The sequence below is a fragment of the Endozoicomonas sp. SCSIO W0465 genome (assembly GCF_023716865.1).
Lineage (GTDB): Bacteria > Pseudomonadota > Gammaproteobacteria > Pseudomonadales > Endozoicomonadaceae > Endozoicomonas.
Genome location: NZ_CP092417.1, coordinates 5,059,360 through 5,075,037 on the forward strand (window position 1 = coordinate 5,059,360; position 15,678 = coordinate 5,075,037).

The 15,678-nt window shown below is 51.3% G+C and carries 12 protein-coding genes and 1 pseudogene; 1 reads left to right on the plus strand and 12 read right to left on the minus strand.

Annotated elements, in window-relative coordinates:
* Positions 1-7 precede the first annotated feature (7 nt).
* From murC to MJO57_RS22635, 12 genes and pseudogenes are all read right to left on the minus strand, one after another.
* On the minus strand, positions 8-1,489 hold the full coding sequence (gene murC / locus MJO57_RS22580) for a UDP-N-acetylmuramate--L-alanine ligase (RefSeq protein WP_252018922.1): 1,482 nt from the start codon (positions 1,487-1,489) through the stop codon (positions 8-10).
* Complete coding sequence (gene murG / locus MJO57_RS22585) at positions 1,482-2,603, minus strand: undecaprenyldiphospho-muramoylpentapeptide beta-N-acetylglucosaminyltransferase (protein WP_252018923.1); 1,122 nt, start codon at positions 2,601-2,603, stop codon at positions 1,482-1,484. Before murG ends, murC begins: the two co-directional genes overlap by 8 nt.
* Positions 2,596-3,777 carry a putative lipid II flippase FtsW gene (ftsW, locus tag MJO57_RS22590; protein ID WP_252018924.1) on the minus strand — a complete coding sequence of 394 codons (1,182 nt, stop codon included), beginning with the start codon at positions 3,775-3,777 and terminating at the stop codon, positions 2,596-2,598. The genes murG and ftsW overlap by 8 nt, the downstream gene beginning before the upstream one ends.
* Before the next feature lie 56 nt (positions 3,778-3,833).
* Positions 3,834-5,288, minus strand: coding sequence for a UDP-N-acetylmuramoyl-L-alanine--D-glutamate ligase (gene murD / locus MJO57_RS22595; protein ID WP_252018925.1), 1,455 nt, complete (start codon positions 5,286-5,288; stop codon positions 3,834-3,836).
* 8 nt (positions 5,289-5,296) lie between these two features.
* Entirely contained in the window at positions 5,297-6,379 is a 1,083-nt protein-coding gene (gene mraY / locus MJO57_RS22600) for a phospho-N-acetylmuramoyl-pentapeptide-transferase (RefSeq protein ID WP_252018927.1), read from the minus strand.
* Positions 6,379-7,806 carry a UDP-N-acetylmuramoyl-tripeptide--D-alanyl-D-alanine ligase gene (gene murF, locus MJO57_RS22605; protein ID WP_252018929.1) on the minus strand — a complete coding sequence of 476 codons (1,428 nt, stop codon included), beginning with the start codon at positions 7,804-7,806 and terminating at the stop codon, positions 6,379-6,381. Before murF ends, mraY begins: the two co-directional genes overlap by 1 nt.
* A complete protein-coding gene (locus MJO57_RS22610; protein ID WP_252018931.1) occupies positions 7,803-9,389 on the minus strand; it encodes a UDP-N-acetylmuramoyl-L-alanyl-D-glutamate--2,6-diaminopimelate ligase in 1,587 nt (528 codons plus the stop codon). Before MJO57_RS22610 ends, murF begins: the two co-directional genes overlap by 4 nt.
* An 11-nt stretch (positions 9,390-9,400) precedes the next feature.
* The gene (locus tag MJO57_RS22615) at positions 9,401-11,257 is read right to left on the minus strand and encodes a penicillin-binding protein 2 (protein WP_252018933.1); all 1,857 of its coding nucleotides are present in this window, start codon (positions 11,255-11,257) and stop codon (positions 9,401-9,403) included.
* Positions 11,254-11,556 (minus strand): cell division protein FtsL, encoded by a 303-nt coding sequence (gene ftsL / locus MJO57_RS22620; protein ID WP_252018935.1) that lies wholly within the window; start codon positions 11,554-11,556, stop codon positions 11,254-11,256. The genes MJO57_RS22615 and ftsL overlap by 4 nt, the downstream gene beginning before the upstream one ends.
* A complete protein-coding gene (gene rsmH / locus MJO57_RS22625; RefSeq protein ID WP_252018937.1) occupies positions 11,556-12,542 on the minus strand; it encodes a 16S rRNA (cytosine(1402)-N(4))-methyltransferase RsmH in 987 nt (328 codons plus the stop codon). The genes ftsL and rsmH overlap by 1 nt, the downstream gene beginning before the upstream one ends.
* A 47-nt stretch (positions 12,543-12,589) precedes the next feature.
* Positions 12,590-13,045: a division/cell wall cluster transcriptional repressor MraZ gene (gene mraZ, locus MJO57_RS22630; RefSeq protein ID WP_252018939.1), complete on the minus strand. Its 456-nt coding sequence runs from the start codon at positions 13,043-13,045 to the stop codon at positions 12,590-12,592.
* A 275-nt stretch (positions 13,046-13,320) separates the two neighbouring features.
* Positions 13,321-14,196, minus strand: a pseudogene (locus MJO57_RS22635) (IS66 family transposase); the annotation flags it as partial.
* Between the two features lie 77 nt (positions 14,197-14,273).
* Between MJO57_RS22635 and MJO57_RS22640 the strand changes: the two are divergent.
* Positions 14,274-15,611, plus strand: a complete 1,338-nt coding sequence (locus MJO57_RS22640) for a transposase (RefSeq protein WP_252017304.1) — start codon at positions 14,274-14,276, stop codon at positions 15,609-15,611.
* Positions 15,612-15,678: the final 67 nt, after the last annotated feature.

A 15,678-nucleotide genomic window follows, 5' to 3' on the forward strand; every position in this document is an offset into this window, starting at 1 on the left:
AACTTTACTATTCTGCTGACTGCATCAGCTCGCCACTGGCCAGCCTGAGAGCCAGTGCGCCGATATCCCCGGCTCCCTGAGCCAACAGCAAGTCACCATCCTGAAGCACACCAGCCAACACTGACTCAACTTCCTCAGGACGGGCAATAAATATCGGATCAACCAATCCACGTTGCCGGATACTCCGGCACAATGAGCGACTATCCGCCCCCGCAATGGACTCTTCTCCGGCAGGATACACTTCCATTAACAGAAGAACATCAACCCTGGAAAGCACATCGACAAAATCTTCATACAGGTCACGGGTTCGTGAGAAACGATGTGGCTGGTAAATCATCACCAGTCGCTTGTCATCCCAGCCATCACGGACCGCTTTGATCGTCGCATCCACTTCGGTCGGGTGGTGGCCATAGTCATCAACCAGCATCACTTCACCAACCCGGGTATGCAACTTCCCGAGCACCTGGAAACGCCGATCAACACCGTCGAAACGACTCAGGCCTTCTGCTATCACCTGATCGGGAATGCCTTCATCAGAAGCCGTTGCAAAAGTGGCAAGAGCGTTGAGTACGTTATGTCGCCCCGGAATCCCAAGTTCAATGGTCACAGGGGGTTCTTCAGCATTGGGTTCTACTGGATTGACTTCTTCTGGATTACTGCGACGAATCAGGTCAAACGTGGTTGTCATTCCCCGCTGATGGACATTCACTGCCCGGTAATCCGCATCTTCACTGAAACCATAAGTAATCACCTGTCGCTTGATTTCCGGCAGCAGTTCCCTGACCACTGGACAGTCGATACAGACAATAGCCACGCCGTAAAAAGGCAAATTGTGCAGGAAATCGATAAACGTCTTTTTCAGCTTGCCAAAGTCACCGTCGTAGGTAGACATGTGGTCAGCATCAATATTGGTGACAATGGAAACCATCGGCTGTAAATGAAGAAAAGAGGCATCGGACTCATCCGCTTCAGCAACCAGGTAGCGGCTTCCGCCCAACTTTGCATTGGTGCCAGCTGAATTGAGTCTGCCACCAATCACAAAGTTCGGATCCATGCCACTGAATCCCAGAACCGAAGCCAGTAAACTGGTCGTCGTGGTCTTACCATGAGTGCCAGCCACCGCAATACCGTGTCGATAGCGCATTAACTCAGCCAGCATCTGGGCACGGGGAACGATGGGCAGCCGACGACGCTCTGCCTCAGTCACTTCAGGGTTATCACCGGCAACCGCCGTTGAGGTAACAATGACATCTGCATTGGCCACATTCCCGGCACGATGACCAATAAATACCTCTATGCCCAGCCCCTCAAGACGTTCAGTAACAGATGATGCACGGATATCTGAACCAGAGATTTCATAACCCTGATTCAGAAGCACCTCGGCAATACCGCACATGCCAGAACCACCAATACCCACAAAATGGATTTTGCGGATACGTCTCATCTCCGGTACCGCCACAACGGGAATTCGACTCTTTACATCAGGCATAAGAGACCTCCTTACCAGCTGCCTCAAGACAGAGCCTGACCACGTCATCAGTCGCCTGTGGCAAACTGGCGGTTCTTGCTGATGAAGCCATTTGTTCAAGCTGTTCAGGATTATCTGCCAGCTCCAGAATCATTGTTGTCAAACCGTCCACGTCCAAATCGTTTTGCTGAACCATCAGGGCTGCACCTCTATCGACAAGGTAGCGCCCATTAACTGTCTGATGATCATCCACCGCATAGGGGAAAGGCACCAGAATTCCCGGTTTTCCGGCCGCTGCCAGTTCTGCGATGGTTAGTGCGCCGGAACGGCAGAGTACCAGATCCGCCCACTCATAAGCCTGAGCCATATCATCAATAAACGGCTCTACCCGGCCGGAAACGCCGAGTTGCCGGTAATCTTCCCGGCACTGCTCAAAGGTTCCCTTACCGGTCTGGTGCCAGACCTCAATCTGATCACCACAGTTTTGCAGGACCTGAGGGATCATCTGGTTGATCGCCAGAGCTCCCCGGCTCCCCCCCACAACCAGCAGCCGTAAGGGATTGTGAGGTAAATTAGCAGGAACGGCTACAATCTCCGGGCGCACCGGATTCCCGGTCAGCACAACTTTCCTGTTAATTTCCCTGTTAATTTTCCTGTTAATACCTGAAGAAAGACCTGCAAAGGTTCCCGGAAACGCTTCAAGCACACGGGTAGCAATCCTGGCCAGCAGTTTATTGGTAAAACCGGCAACAGCATTTTGTTCATGAATCACCAACGGAATTCCCAGCAACCTGGCAGCCACACCACCCGGTCCTGTTACATAGCCACCCATGCCAACAACACAAACCGGTCGATATTCTCTCAGAACCCGAACCGCTTTGAATAATGAAACGGCCAGACGCCAGGGGGCTTGCAACAGAAAACTCAACCCTTTTCCCCGCAAGCCAGTGACTGGAATAAAGCTGATATCAATACCATGTCCGGGTACCAGTTCCGCTTCCATACTGCCGGGTGTTCCTAACCAGTGAACACGATAACCCTGCTTAATCAGCCCTCTGGCTGTGGCAAGTCCAGGAAAGATATGCCCACCGGTACCGCCTGCCATAATGATCACCAGAGGTTCCTGCTCAGCCATAGTTATTACCTCCAGCGGCTTCACACGCCTTTCGCTCTTTAGCCTTTCGCCCGGCAACAGGCTTAGCCTCTATGGCTTTAGTCAGTCGACGTTCAAAATCAATTCGCAACAAAATACCAAATGCCAGACAGTTAACGATTAAACTGCTGCCGCCATAGCTGATCATGGGTAAGGCCAGCCCTTTAGTAGGCAGCAAACCGGTATTCACACCAATATTAATCAGGGCCTGACTGGCAAAAAGCAACGCAATACCATAAGCAACAAAACCATGGAATAGCATACCTTTGGATTCTGCTCTTGAGCCCAGCTGCAGTGATCGCCATGCAACAAACAGGAACAGCCCAAGCAGCAGCAACGATCCAATGACGCCAAATTCTTCTGCCAATACGGCAAAGACAAAATCCGTGTGCGCCTCTGGCAGGTAAAACAGCTTCTGGATACTATTGCCCAGCCCTTCACCAAACCAGGCACCGCGACCAAAAGCGATCAATGCCTGAGTTAACTGATAACCACTGCCAAAAGCATGGGCCCATGGGTCCATATAAGAGGTGATACGAGCCATACGATAAGGCTCCATCCAGATCATCAGGCCAATCAGGATAACCACTGTAGCAATCATCACCAGAAACTGGTGGAAACGGGCACCCGCCATGAAGATCATCCCCATCACCGCCACAGTCAGCACCACCAGCGCACCCAGATCGGGCTCCGCCAACAGGAGCAAAGCCAGCCCGACCATCAATAACATGGGCTTGATAAAACCACTCCAGCGCGTACGTACTTCATCAAGATGCCTCACCAGGTATCCCGCCAGATAAATCACCACACAGAGCTTGGCGACCTCTGAGGCTTGCAGGTTAAAGAAGCCAAGAGGAATCCAGCGGACACTGCCATTAATTTCCCGCCCCACAATCAGAACCAGTACCAGCAGAAAAAAGGCAACCAGCAAACCCACCCAGCTCATCTGCTCAATCCGGCTGACAGGCACAAGCATCATGGTGCCCATGGCAATCAGCCCCACCACCATAAACAGCAACTGCTTAAAGACAACTCTCAGTGGATCCCCAAAGGTAGCACTGGAAACATCCATGGAGGCTGAACCCACCATCACCAGACCGATGGCCAGCAGAGCAAGCACAGCTGCGAACAGAACCATGTCGACATTCGCGGACATTGGCGCATCCTGTTCCAAAGACTCTTTCTCTGTGAGAAAGCTGTGTCGAACCCGTTTCAGCATAAAATCAAACCATTGACCAGCTCTGCAAATCGATCACCGCGATGCTCAAAGCTGTTGAACATATCAAAACTGGCACAGGCTGGTGCCAGCAGCACCGCATCGCCTTGTTTGGCCAACGCCGCTGAAAGACTGACGGCATCCTCCAGACTGGCAGCCTTGCAAATGTCTACTCCCTCTTTCATTGCCTGCTCAATGGCAGGCCCATCACGTCCAATCAAAATCAGGTGGCGGACGTAACGCTCGACCGCCGGCTTCAAGCCCGAGAAATCGGCACCTTTACCATCACCGCCGGCAATCAGAATGACCTTGCCTTCAAGCCCTTCACCCAGACCTTCAATAGCGGCAACGGAGGCTCCGACATTGGTCGCTTTGGAGTCATTAAACCAGGCAACGCCATTCTGCTCACCCAGCCATTGGCAACGGTGTTTCAACCCGGGAAATGCCATCAGCGCTTCGAACATGGCACTGGCATCAAGGCCTATCGCCTCACCCAGGGCCAAAGCTGCGAGGGCATTCAAGTAATTGTGACGTCCCTTGAGTTTCATCTGCCGGGTATTTATCAGCTTTTCCAGCCCTTTGCTCAGCCAGACGCCATCATCGTCAGAAAGGAGCCCCATCTGTCCAAGATCCGGAGACCCGCCGGTAAATGTCACAGCTCCGGCCGTGACCGGCAGCAGGGGTGAAGTAAGAGGATCATCCCGGTTAAATACGGCGGTTCCACACCCTTTGTAAATACGCTGCTTGGCCTGATGGTATTCAACCAGCGTCGGGTAACGATCCATATGGTCCGGACTCAGATTCAGAACCGTCGCTGCCGTTGCCCTGAGGCTATGTGTTGTTTCCAACTGGAAGCTGGAAAGCTCCAGAACGTAAACATCAATACTGTCGTCATCCAGCAAATCAAGTGCTGGCGTTCCGATATTGCCCCCTACGCCTGGGTTAAGCCCTGAATAGCTGACCATTTCACCAACCAGCGTGGTCACTGTGCTTTTGCCATTGGAGCCGGTGATGGCAACGAGTGGTTTCTTTTTTTGCGAGAAAGCCGGGGAAGCATTGACCGCCCGACAAAACAGTTCAATATCACCAATGGCAATAGCGCCATTGTCAATTGCCCTGGCAATCGTCGGCTCGGACAGAGCGATACCCGGACTGACCACCAACTCATCGGCAGCCATTAACCACGGTTCATTAAAGCCACCGGTATGAAGGGGGATGTCCGGAAACAGCTGGCGGCACTCAGCTTCACCCGGTGGCTTTTCCCGGGTATCAACAATTCTGAACGGTAAACCCTGGCGATAAAGATAACGGGCACAGGACAACCCGGTCTTACCAAGACCGATAATCACCCGATGACAGCTCGAGCCAATCAGCCCTGATGGCTCGTTGCCTGCTGACTCCGCTGCTGTTTTCTTAACAAGAGTGCTTCTTGTCACAATCCCGTTACCCATAAAACCCGTTAGCGAATTTTCAAAGACGCCAGCCCAATCAGAACCAGCACAATGGTAATAATCCAGAAACGCACAATGACCCGGGGCTCAGGCCACCCTTTCAACTCAAAGTGATGGTGCAATGGTGCCATGCGAAATATACGACGACCGGTAAGCTTGTAGGAGCCCACCTGCAGAATGACCGAGACCGTTTCCATAACAAAAACGCCGCCCATAATGATCAACACGATTTCCTGGCGGACGATCACCGCGACGACCCCGATGGCAGCACCCAGCGCAAGTGCGCCCACATCACCCATAAATACCTGGGCCGGGTAGGTGTTAAACCAGAGGAATCCAAGGCCTGCCCCGGCGATGGCCGCACAAAATACCATCAGCTCTCCGGCGCCCGGCACGGCAGGAATCAGCAGGTACTGGGCAAACGTTGCATGACCACTCAGATAAGCAAAAACCGCCAGGGCTGAAGCCACCATAACGGTGGGCAGAATAGCAAGACCATCCAGGCCATCCGTCAGATTGACGGCATTACTGGAACCGACAATGGTCAGGTAGGCCAGAACCACAAAAAATGGCCCAAGCTGCAGCGTTGCGTTTTTGAAGAAGGGAATGATCAGGGTTGTTTCTGTTGCCGATGGCGCGGTAAAAAACAGGAAAAGCGCTGCCCCCAGGCCCGCAACCGATTGCCAGAACATTTTCCAGCGGGCCGGCAGCCCCCGGGAGTTCTTTTCTACCACTTTCCGGTAATCATCCACCCAGCCAACAGCACCGAAAATACCGGTAACGATCAGCACAACCCAGACATAGCGATTGCTCAAATCTGCCCAGAGCAAGGTACTGATGGCGATACAGATAAGGATCAGGGCACCACCCATCGTAGGAGTGCCAGCCTTGCTTAAATGGCTTTGCGGACCATCATCACGGACAGCCTGGCCAATCTGGTAAAAACTCAACTTGCGAATAAAGTGAGGCCCAACCCATAAGCTCATGGCCAGAGCCGTGAGGACCCCGAAAATACCTCTTAACGTGAGGTACTTGAACACCAGAAATCCATGGTAATACTGGGCTAAGTAATCGGCCAGCCAAACCAGCATCAGGCATCTCCCTTGTAATCAGACCCAATCAGAGCCTGGATAATGTCCAACATCTTCATCCCTCTTGATCCTTTCACCATGACAGCGGTATTTTCACTATTAACACCGCTGTTATAACCGTCGTGAAGCTGCTCATTCAGAAAGCCAATCAACTCGTTCTTATCCTCGAAGTGCTGACCGCTGCCAAAGGCTTCACTGGCCAGGCGTGCAGAAGGCCCGAAACTCAAAAACTGCTGAATACCCAGTGCTTTTGCATAGCGGCCAATGTCCCGATGACGTTCATCGGATATATCACCCAGATCCAGCATATCCCCCAGCACCATGATGGTTCTGCCACCACAATCTGCCAGCTGCTCCACCGCTGCCAGCGTTGCTTTCGGGTTGGCATTGTACGTTTCATCAATCAGAATCGCACCGGACGAGTGAACAAATCGCTGTCCCCGCCGCTGATAAGGCCGGGCATTTTCCAGCCCCCGGGCAATAATGTCCAGCGACAACCCACAGGCGAGTGCAACCGCTGCAGCGCAACAGGCATTAGCCACCTGATAGCGCCCCCAGAATGAGAGCTGCAGCGAGCGTTGCTCTTGCTGCTGACTCTGCCTGCGAATATGCAAGGTAAATCGAGTGCCTTCAGCATTTGGCGTGATATCACTGGCAAAACAGTTCGCATCAGGATTCCGGGCACTGAAGCTGATCATCCGTCGACCGGACTTTTGCAGAACCCGTTCACACCACTGGCCGTAAAACTGATCATCCATATTCAGGACAGCAATGCCATCATCCGCCAGCGCATCCAGGATAACACCCTTTTCCCGGGCTACCCCTTCAACACTTTTCAAATCAGCCAGATGGGTTTCAGCAGCATTGACGATTACGGATACGTCAGGGCGTCCCATATTAGCAATGTATTCAATCTCGCCGGGCGAACTGGTGCCCATCTCAACCACCGCAAACTGGTGGGATTCGTTGATTCTTAACAGTGTTAATGGAGTACCCAGCGCATTATTGAGGTTACCTTCCGTTGCCAGCGTTGAACCTGCTTCTGAGAAAATGGCCAGCAACATCTCTTTAACGGATGTTTTGCCGCACGAGCCGGTAACACCGACAAGACATCCATTAAAGAGATTACGGTTCGCTGCTCCAAGCAGGCCAAGCGCTTGTTCAGAGTTTGCAACCACAATCTGAGTCAGGGCGGCACCACTGATATATCGCTCAGTCAGGGCAGCCACCGCTCCCGCCGCCCGAGCCTGATTCAGGTAATTGTGCCCATCGAAACGCGGACCTTTAATGGCAACAAAAAGATCACCCGCTCGCAACGTTCGGGTATCAATGCTAACACCGGTGATTGGCAGCTCATCATTTGGATGATCAGTTAACTGGACTTTAACAATCCCGGCAACCATAGAAAGGGTCATCGATTTAATCATGCCCGCCCATCCCCTTGAACATTCTGCAAAGGAACGCTTCTGACTTGAGACTGGAATACCAGCTGTACCTGCTCTGCATCATCGAAGTGATGTCGAACACCATGAATTTCCTGATAGTCTTCATGCCCTTTGCCAGCGATCACGATAATGTCACCCGCACTGGCTGAAGCCATTGTGGAACGGATCGCTTCAGACCGGTCAGCAATAACCTGAATACGCCGACGATCATCCGGGGTAATATCTTCCAACGCATCAGCGATGATCTTGAGGGGGTCTTCTGTTCTGGGGTTATCACTGGTCAACACTGCCCTATCCGCCCCCTTCAGGGCGGCTGCCGTCATCAACGGTCGCTTGCCCCTGTCCCGGTCACCGCCACAGCCATATATACAGACAATATTGCCGACGCCTTGTTCGCTATCTTTTACAAACCCCTTAATTTCTGTCTTTATTTGTGAACGGTGCTCACGCAATGAAGAAAGCACACTCTCAATGGCATCCGGCGTGTGGGCATAATCAACCAGCACCAGAGGCTGGTTACCACCACCAAACTGCTGCATCCTGCCGGGGGGGGCAGAAATCTCAGGAATGGCTGCCAGAAGGCGATCAAGTGAATATCCCTGAACCCCCAGCACAGCAACAATCGCCAACAGATTTTCCAGGTTAAAACGTCCCAGTAATGAAGTATTCAACTTGCCAACTCCCCAGGGCGTATGAATGGTTGCCCGGAAGCCCTGTGGCAGCGTCTCAATACTACTGAGATATACATCTGCCGAAGCATCTTCCAGAGACCAGGTCGTGACATTGGCACTCGCAGGACAGGATGAAAGCATCAATGGTGAAAACGCATCATCTTTACCAATAACGGCATAACGATAATTACATTCCGAAAACAATCTGGCCTTGGCCCCAGCGTAGTTCTCCAGGGAACCGTGATAATCAAGATGATCACGGCTGATATGGGTAAACAGCGCCACTTCAAAAGCGACCCCTGACACCCGCCCCTGGTCAAGCCCATGGGATGAAACCTCCATAGCCAGCGCCTGCACGCCATCAGTAACCAGCTGCCCCAGGTACTGTTGCAGGGAAACAACGTCACTGGTGGTATTTAATGAAGCCTTCATCTGTCCGGGCAACCCCCGCCCCACAGTGCCCATCACTGCACAGGGTTTTCCCAGCTGCCTGAGAATTTCAGCGATAAACCAGCAACAGGAGGTTTTGCCATTGGTTCCGGTCACACCCATGATGTTCAGTAGCTCAGAAGGTTGCCGATAAAAATGATGAGCAAGGAACCCAACTTTTGCACTGAGTCCCGGAACAATAAAAACAGACTCATACTCTGCTACTGCAGAGACATCGTACCCTTCGCTATCATCCACCAGCACCGCCGCAGCACCTTTTTCCAGTGCCTCGGCGATGTATTTGCGGCCATCAGACTGAATACCGGGAATCGCAATAAATAACTCACCCCCGGTAATCTTGCGACTATCGAGGGTCATATGATTCAGCTTCCTGTCCACCGCTACAGCAGGTAACTGCAGTTCGGTAAGCACGCCATTGAGAGTATTCTCTTGCTCAGCAGTCATTGCTTTTCGCTTTAACCTTCATTCATCGGTGTGGAACCACCTGAATCCAAATTTTTATCATCCAGATCCGGCACATAGGGAATAAATGCCATACGCTGATCTGAACCCGGATTTCCCGACTCAGCCGGTTCAACCCCCAACAACCGAAGGGCCCCGGCCGCCACTCTGGAAAAAACCGGTGCTGCAGTCAAACCGCCGTAATAGTGCTCTCCAGTGGGGTCATCAATAATAACAACCATCGCCAGCTGCGGATTATCAATCGGCGCCAAACCGGCAAACATGCCCGTGTAGCGATCCTTCATATATCCGTTTGGCCCAACCTTTCTGGCCGTTCCGGTTTTTCCCCCGACCTCAAACGCGTCGATCATTGCCCGGCCACCGGTGCCACCATGAACGACCTCACGAAGCATTTTTCTCAGATCATCTGCAACCTGCTGATCCATTACCCGGATACCATCGGGCACAACGTCCCTCTTGATCAGTGAGACAGGGCGCATTATGCCACCTGAACCAAGTACGGTATAAGCCTGAGCCAGTTGCAAAGGTGTCACCGTCAAACCATAACCGAACGACAATGTGGCAATCTCAATATCACTCCAACGATCCCGAAAAGGTAAATAGCCCGGGTTCTCCCCGGGAAAACCGGTTCCAGTGCTTTGACCAAGGCCAACTCTCTGGAGCAAATCCAGCACCTTATCCGGACCAATCGCCAGAGCCATTTTTGATACCCCGACATTGCTGGATTTTCTCAGCACAGTGGTTACATCAATAGCGCCATAATTGCGGATATCCTTTACCTGATCCCTGCCGAGTCGCAGATAACCGGGAGCGGTATTAATCACCGAGCCTTTGTGAAACTGACCAGACTCCAGGGCAGCAGCTACCGCAAAAGGTTTCAGTGTTGACCCCGGCTCAACCATATCCGTCACCACCCGGTTGCGCATTTTATGCGCTTGCATATCAGCCCGGTTATTCGGGTTGTAGGCAGGCTGGTTCACCATCGCCAGCACTTCACCGGTCTTGACATCGAGCATAATCAACGACCCGGCCTTGGCCTTGTTTAGCTCAACCGCCTTTTTCAGCTCACGGTAAGCCATATACTGAAGCCTCAGATCAATACTGAGCATCAGTTCCTTGCCGGGGCTGGCGCTTTTCATCAGCTCAGCCTGCCGGGCAAGCTGCCCCTTACGGTCCTTAAGCACTCGTCGCTGACCGGGCTCACCGGACAACCACTCATTGTAGGCCAACTCCAGACCTTCCTGACCAGACTCATCGATATTGGTAAAACCAACCAGATGGGCGGTCACCTCGGCAGCAGGGTAATAGCGCCGATGCTCATTAATGGCCCGGACACCCGGCACTCTTAATGCCATGACCTTTGCCCCCTGCTCCGGCGTCAGCTGCCGCTTGAGGTAGATAAAATCCCTGGTCCTGGCAGCTTGCACCCGATCGGACAACCACTTATATGAAACCCCCAGCTCCCGGGCCAGCATCTGCCAGCGATCACTGGCCTGGTGCAGCACTTCAGGGTCAGCCCAAATAGTCACGACAGGGGTGCTGACAGCCAGCGGATCGCCATTCCGGTCAAAAATCACACCCCTGTGTGCAGCAATCGACTCATAGCGAACTGAGCGTTTATCACCTTCATTTTGCAGAAACTGTCGATCCAGCAATTGCAAATCGATAATTCGGTAACCAAGGGCAAGACCCGCGATCAGCAGAACCGATTGCAGCATTTTCAACCGCCACTTCCGGATCAGACGATTAACAGCACTGCCAATCAACACACGTCCCTTGCCCACTTTACTCTCTGCAGCCAGCCGGTTTCGCTGTGATACCTTCTGCCCCCGAGTCCGCCCCTGAATCATGGCAGAACCATCTCTATCTGGCTGGTCTTTGGCACATCCATACCCAGTTTCTCCCTGGCAACCTTTTCAATTTTCCCCGGAGATGTCAGTGTGCTGTGTTCCAGCAACAACTTTCCCCACTCAACCTGCGCACTGTTTCTGTTCTCAAGTTCCTGCTGTATCTGGTTATGCAGAAGACGATTCTCGTAGGAAACATAACCCACAGACAGTCCCGACAATACCACCAATATCAACAGCAAAAGGGCTGCCCCATGTGAGCGAATGAGATGCATACGCACCAGAAGCCTATTCACCATCATCAGACCAGTTTTTCTGCCACGCGCATGACGGCACTTCGCGCCCTGGGATTTTCCTGCACTTCCTGTCTGGAAGGTTTGATTGCCTTGCCCAGACTTTTCATCCGCCGATTCAATTGATCTTCTGTCACCGGCAACCAGCTTGGCAGCTCATCACCCTTTTGATGCTTGCGGATAAAGCGTTTTACAATTCTGTCTTCCAATGAGTGAAAGCTGATAACCACAAGCCGACCACCCGGCTGCAATTTTTCCAGAGCCCGATCCAGGCAAAGTACCAGATCATCAAGTTCATGGTTGATGTGGATTCTGATGGCCTGAAACGCGCGGGTAGCCGGATGCTTACCCTTCTCTCTGGTCGGGCAGGCCGCAGCAATAATATCGGCAAGTCGTCGGGTAGTCAGAATCGGTTCAATTTCCCTTTCCCTGATAATGGCTCTGGCCATCCTCCGGGAAAAGCGATCTTCGCCGTATTCCCAGATCACCCGGCTGATCTCCTGTTCTTCTGCCCGTGCCAGCCAGTCCGCGGCACTTTCGCCATCCTGGTGATTCATTCGCATATCCAGGGGCCCCTCATTCAAGAAACTGAAACCTCTTTCAGCATCATCCAGCTGGGGCGAAGAAACACCAAGATCCAGCAAAATCCCATCGACCAACTGGTCATCGGTCACTGAATCAACATCAGTAAAAGAGCCATGATGAATGGAAAACCGTGCATCTTCACGATTCAGTTCGATACCAGCGGCAATGGCCGCCGGATCTTTGTCAATACCAATCAGCCGACCCTGTTCGGTCAGGGAACTCAAAATCAGGCGACTGTGTCCTCCCCTGCCAAAAGTACCATCAACATATACCCCGGAAGGATCAGTCAGCAACGCATCGACAGCTTCATGCAGCAGCACGGTTTTATGTACATGGTTTACCACCTCATTTTCGGGAGCTGCTATTTTGTTGCCACCGGTCTGGCTACCAACACGATCTGACGATTTCATAAACCTTTCACAAAGCTTTCTTAACTAAAAAATACCGAAGAAGCGATTTACAAAGAGAGCGACTGCAATTCCATCGGAATCGCTTCTGACTCACTGGCTTCTTTCAGGTATTGGTCACGGCGTTCGTTCCAGCAACGTTCATCCCAAAGTTCGAACTTCTTGCCCTGACCCAGCAAAATACTGCGTTTTTCAAGACCTGCGTATTCACGCAACAGCGGAGGGATAAGAATACGACCATTACCATCCAGCTCAACATCGGTGGCGTGCCCAATCAAGAGCCTCTGAATCCGGCGGGTCATTGGATGAAAGCTGGGGAGTGATTCAATTTTCTGCTGAATCAGCTCCCACTCATCCAGAGGATAAATCAGCAAACACGGTTCGTCAGTATCAATCGTTGCCACCAGGGCACCATCACAGCGATCCCGCAATACCTGCCGATATCGGACTGGTATAGCAAGACGCCCTTTGGCATCCAGATTAATGGCATTTACACCGCGAAACACACTACCTTCCCCTTGGCCCCTATGTCCTGGAAACCTTACGGCACCTGTCACTCATAAAAATCATCAATGAGAGCCATCAATGAGAGCCAACGCCATTCAGCCACCCATCTCGCCCCATACTTGACTAATAATACTCCCACAATAGTCCACTTTACACCACTAAAGCACACTATAGAAATCTGCAAAACCGACGTCAAGCAGGGGTTCTACCTCTGCCCGTTCAATATCGGACAACCCAACAAAATTATCGTTTGAAAAGTTAAGATCGAACGTAACTATTCAGCACTGAGCAAAGGCATATTACAGTAATTCCGAACAGCTCTATGAAGTGATTGATATATGTCCATTCCCTGTTTTCTGGCAGACGACAAATAGCTGCGAATCCGTGCAAACATAGAACCACCGTCTGCACTCCTGAAGCAGCCTGAGATTTTCTGCTTTAACTTGGCCATTCGAACATCCCGCTCACTGCCATTGTTATCGAAGGGAATGGTAAAATCTGACATGAAGCGCAGTGTCTCAGCCTTGAACTCAGTGAGTCGTTTGAAGAGATTGTAAGCTTTAGTATTCTTGACTTTCTTGCGCTTAAGCTCCTCTCGTTGCTTCTCCATATAGACGACTTCTTTCATTAGAGCCCGCTGAAGCAACCGGTCATAAATCTTCTCGATTCGTTCACAGACAACACTTGGCATCTGTAGCATACCTATGGTCTTAAAGCCCTTGCAGTAATGCCAGGAAAGCCTCAGTAGCTTCATCAATCGCAACGCCAGTTGATTGCTGTCCCTATCAACAACACCCAAAAGCTCCCTCAGGTGATGGGCATTGCAAAGTACGTGAGTTGCCGCATATGCAAAATAGGATTTCCAATGATCATGAACCAGAACGCCTGCAAATGTTAGCAGTATGCCCATCGTGTCCATGGCCTCACGACCTCGCTTTTCAGACAAGTAGTAGAGCGTCCATTGTTCATCCCGCATAACGTGTAGCCAGTGCAAAGAGCCCTCGGCCCGCATACCCGTTTCATCGGCTCCGGCAACAGACGATTCCCGCAAGGCGTCACGAATAACCTCTTCAGTAGAAGCCAGATTTTCATAGGTTCTGGCCACAAAATTGGCGACAGTGCCTGCACTTACACTCATTTTATAGAGAGTATTAAAATACTCTCGACTTTAGAGTTTTAAGAGCACAATAGTTCCGGCGCATAATCTGCTAAAAGCAACCATCCCCAATGACGAAATTCGAGATGGTTGCCATGCTCACTTCAGATCATCAAGTAATCCTCAGGGAGCTCGCTTCATATACAACCTTTCTTGCTGGAGCGCTATCATCAACTGCAGTACCAACGTTCTGCGAACTGCTGTTCGGTTGCATGCTTTCAGCCGACGGCTTTGTTACACAGGCGTTGTTAACAATTGATTTTCATTGTGTGTGGAGCAGCTACCACCACTGGCTATCTCAGGGCAAGTGGCAATGGAAGAACTTGGCACGCCACTTGATCCGTCTGGTCTGCTCCAAAGCTCCTGAGAATCAACCTGTGGTCCTGGGGCTTGATGACTGGGTAATCGAACGGTTTTCCGACAAAGCCCCTGCTTGTCGTACACATCATCAACACAGCAAGAAACGCAATCGGCCGACGTACATCTGGGGGCAGTGTTGGGTTTCCCTGGCCATCATATTTGAGCGGGCTGCAGATGAAGTATTTACCGCCATACCGGTGATCTCATTTCCGACACCAGCTTCAGGTAACACCAGCAAACTGAAAATTGCCGTGGCCATGCTCAGGGTGGTACGCAATGAAGTGAAGGATCGAGTGCTACGCCTGCTAACCGATTGCTGGTATATGAACTGGACACTGATAAAGCCAGCTCTGGAAATGAACATAGAAGTTGTTGGTCAGATACCTTCAAATCGGGCCCTCTATGCTTTGCCGCCAGCACCCACCGTAAAGAAGCGAGGGCGCCCAAAAAAGTACGGCATCAAGATGACGACAGAACAGGTTAAGAAACTGCCGGAAGAAAAAGCAACAGTATGGATGTACGGCAAATTTCGCAAAATACGTTATCGTACCCTGATCTGTCGCGCCAGATTCCTTAAAGGTCGTGAAGTACGCGTCGTCTGGAGTCGCTTTGAAAATGACAAAGGTCTGACCGAAAGCAGAATATTCATCTCGACCAATCCGGAACTTGAGGGACTGGAGGTGCTTCGTGCCTATTCCCGGAGATGGCCGGTAGAGCCAATGTTTCACCAACTCAAACATGCTTTTGGCTGTTGCCATTTATGGCAGCAGAAATTGCGAACACTGCTTCGATGGATGCATTTGAAAATGGCAGGCTATGCATTATTGCAGTTATTAACCGTTTGTAAAAATCAGGCATGTCTGAATATTTCTCGGATACCCTGGAGAAGCCCGGATACAACCACTGCAGGCATGATGAAAATTGCTCTTTCAGGAATTATTCCGAGGTTCTCTATTCGCAAGGGCTGGAACAGATATAAGCAAAAATATGAGTTCAATTTTCGCGATCTGATCGACCAGTTAATACCGGATAATTCAGAAGCAGCATAACTAAAGGCTTTTAGGCAAAAAACGGAAGTAATAACGAACTTGGAAAAACAGTTCACTGATTTCGGCT

What these genes read in the sequence shown, in the direction of transcription:
- murC (WP_252018922.1), bottom strand. Translation starts at nt 1,489, where the DNA reads ATGCCTGATGTAAAGAGTCGAATTCCCGTTGTGGCGGTACCGGAGATG.
- murG (WP_252018923.1), bottom strand. Translation starts at nt 2,603, where the DNA reads ATGGCTGAGCAGGAACCTCTGGTGATCATTATGGCAGGCGGTACCGGT.
- ftsW (WP_252018924.1), bottom strand. Translation starts at nt 3,777, where the DNA reads ATGTCCGCGAATGTCGACATGGTTCTGTTCGCAGCTGTGCTTGCTCTG.
- murD (WP_252018925.1), bottom strand. Translation starts at nt 5,288, where the DNA reads ATGGGTAACGGGATTGTGACAAGAAGCACTCTTGTTAAGAAAACAGCA.
- mraY (WP_252018927.1), bottom strand. Translation starts at nt 6,379, where the DNA reads ATGCTGGTTTGGCTGGCCGATTACTTAGCCCAGTATTACCATGGATTT.
- murF (WP_252018929.1), bottom strand. Translation starts at nt 7,806, where the DNA reads ATGATTAAATCGATGACCCTTTCTATGGTTGCCGGGATTGTTAAAGTC.
- MJO57_RS22610 (WP_252018931.1), bottom strand. Translation starts at nt 9,389, where the DNA reads ATGACTGCTGAGCAAGAGAATACTCTCAATGGCGTGCTTACCGAACTG.
- MJO57_RS22615 (WP_252018933.1), bottom strand. Translation starts at nt 11,257, where the DNA reads ATGATTCAGGGGCGGACTCGGGGGCAGAAGGTATCACAGCGAAACCGG.
- ftsL (WP_252018935.1), bottom strand. Translation starts at nt 11,556, where the DNA reads ATGATGGTGAATAGGCTTCTGGTGCGTATGCATCTCATTCGCTCACAT.
- rsmH (WP_252018937.1), bottom strand. Translation starts at nt 12,542, where the DNA reads ATGAAATCGTCAGATCGTGTTGGTAGCCAGACCGGTGGCAACAAAATA.
- MJO57_RS22640 (WP_252017304.1), top strand. Translation starts at nt 14,274, where the DNA reads ATGACGAAATTCGAGATGGTTGCCATGCTCACTTCAGATCATCAAGTA.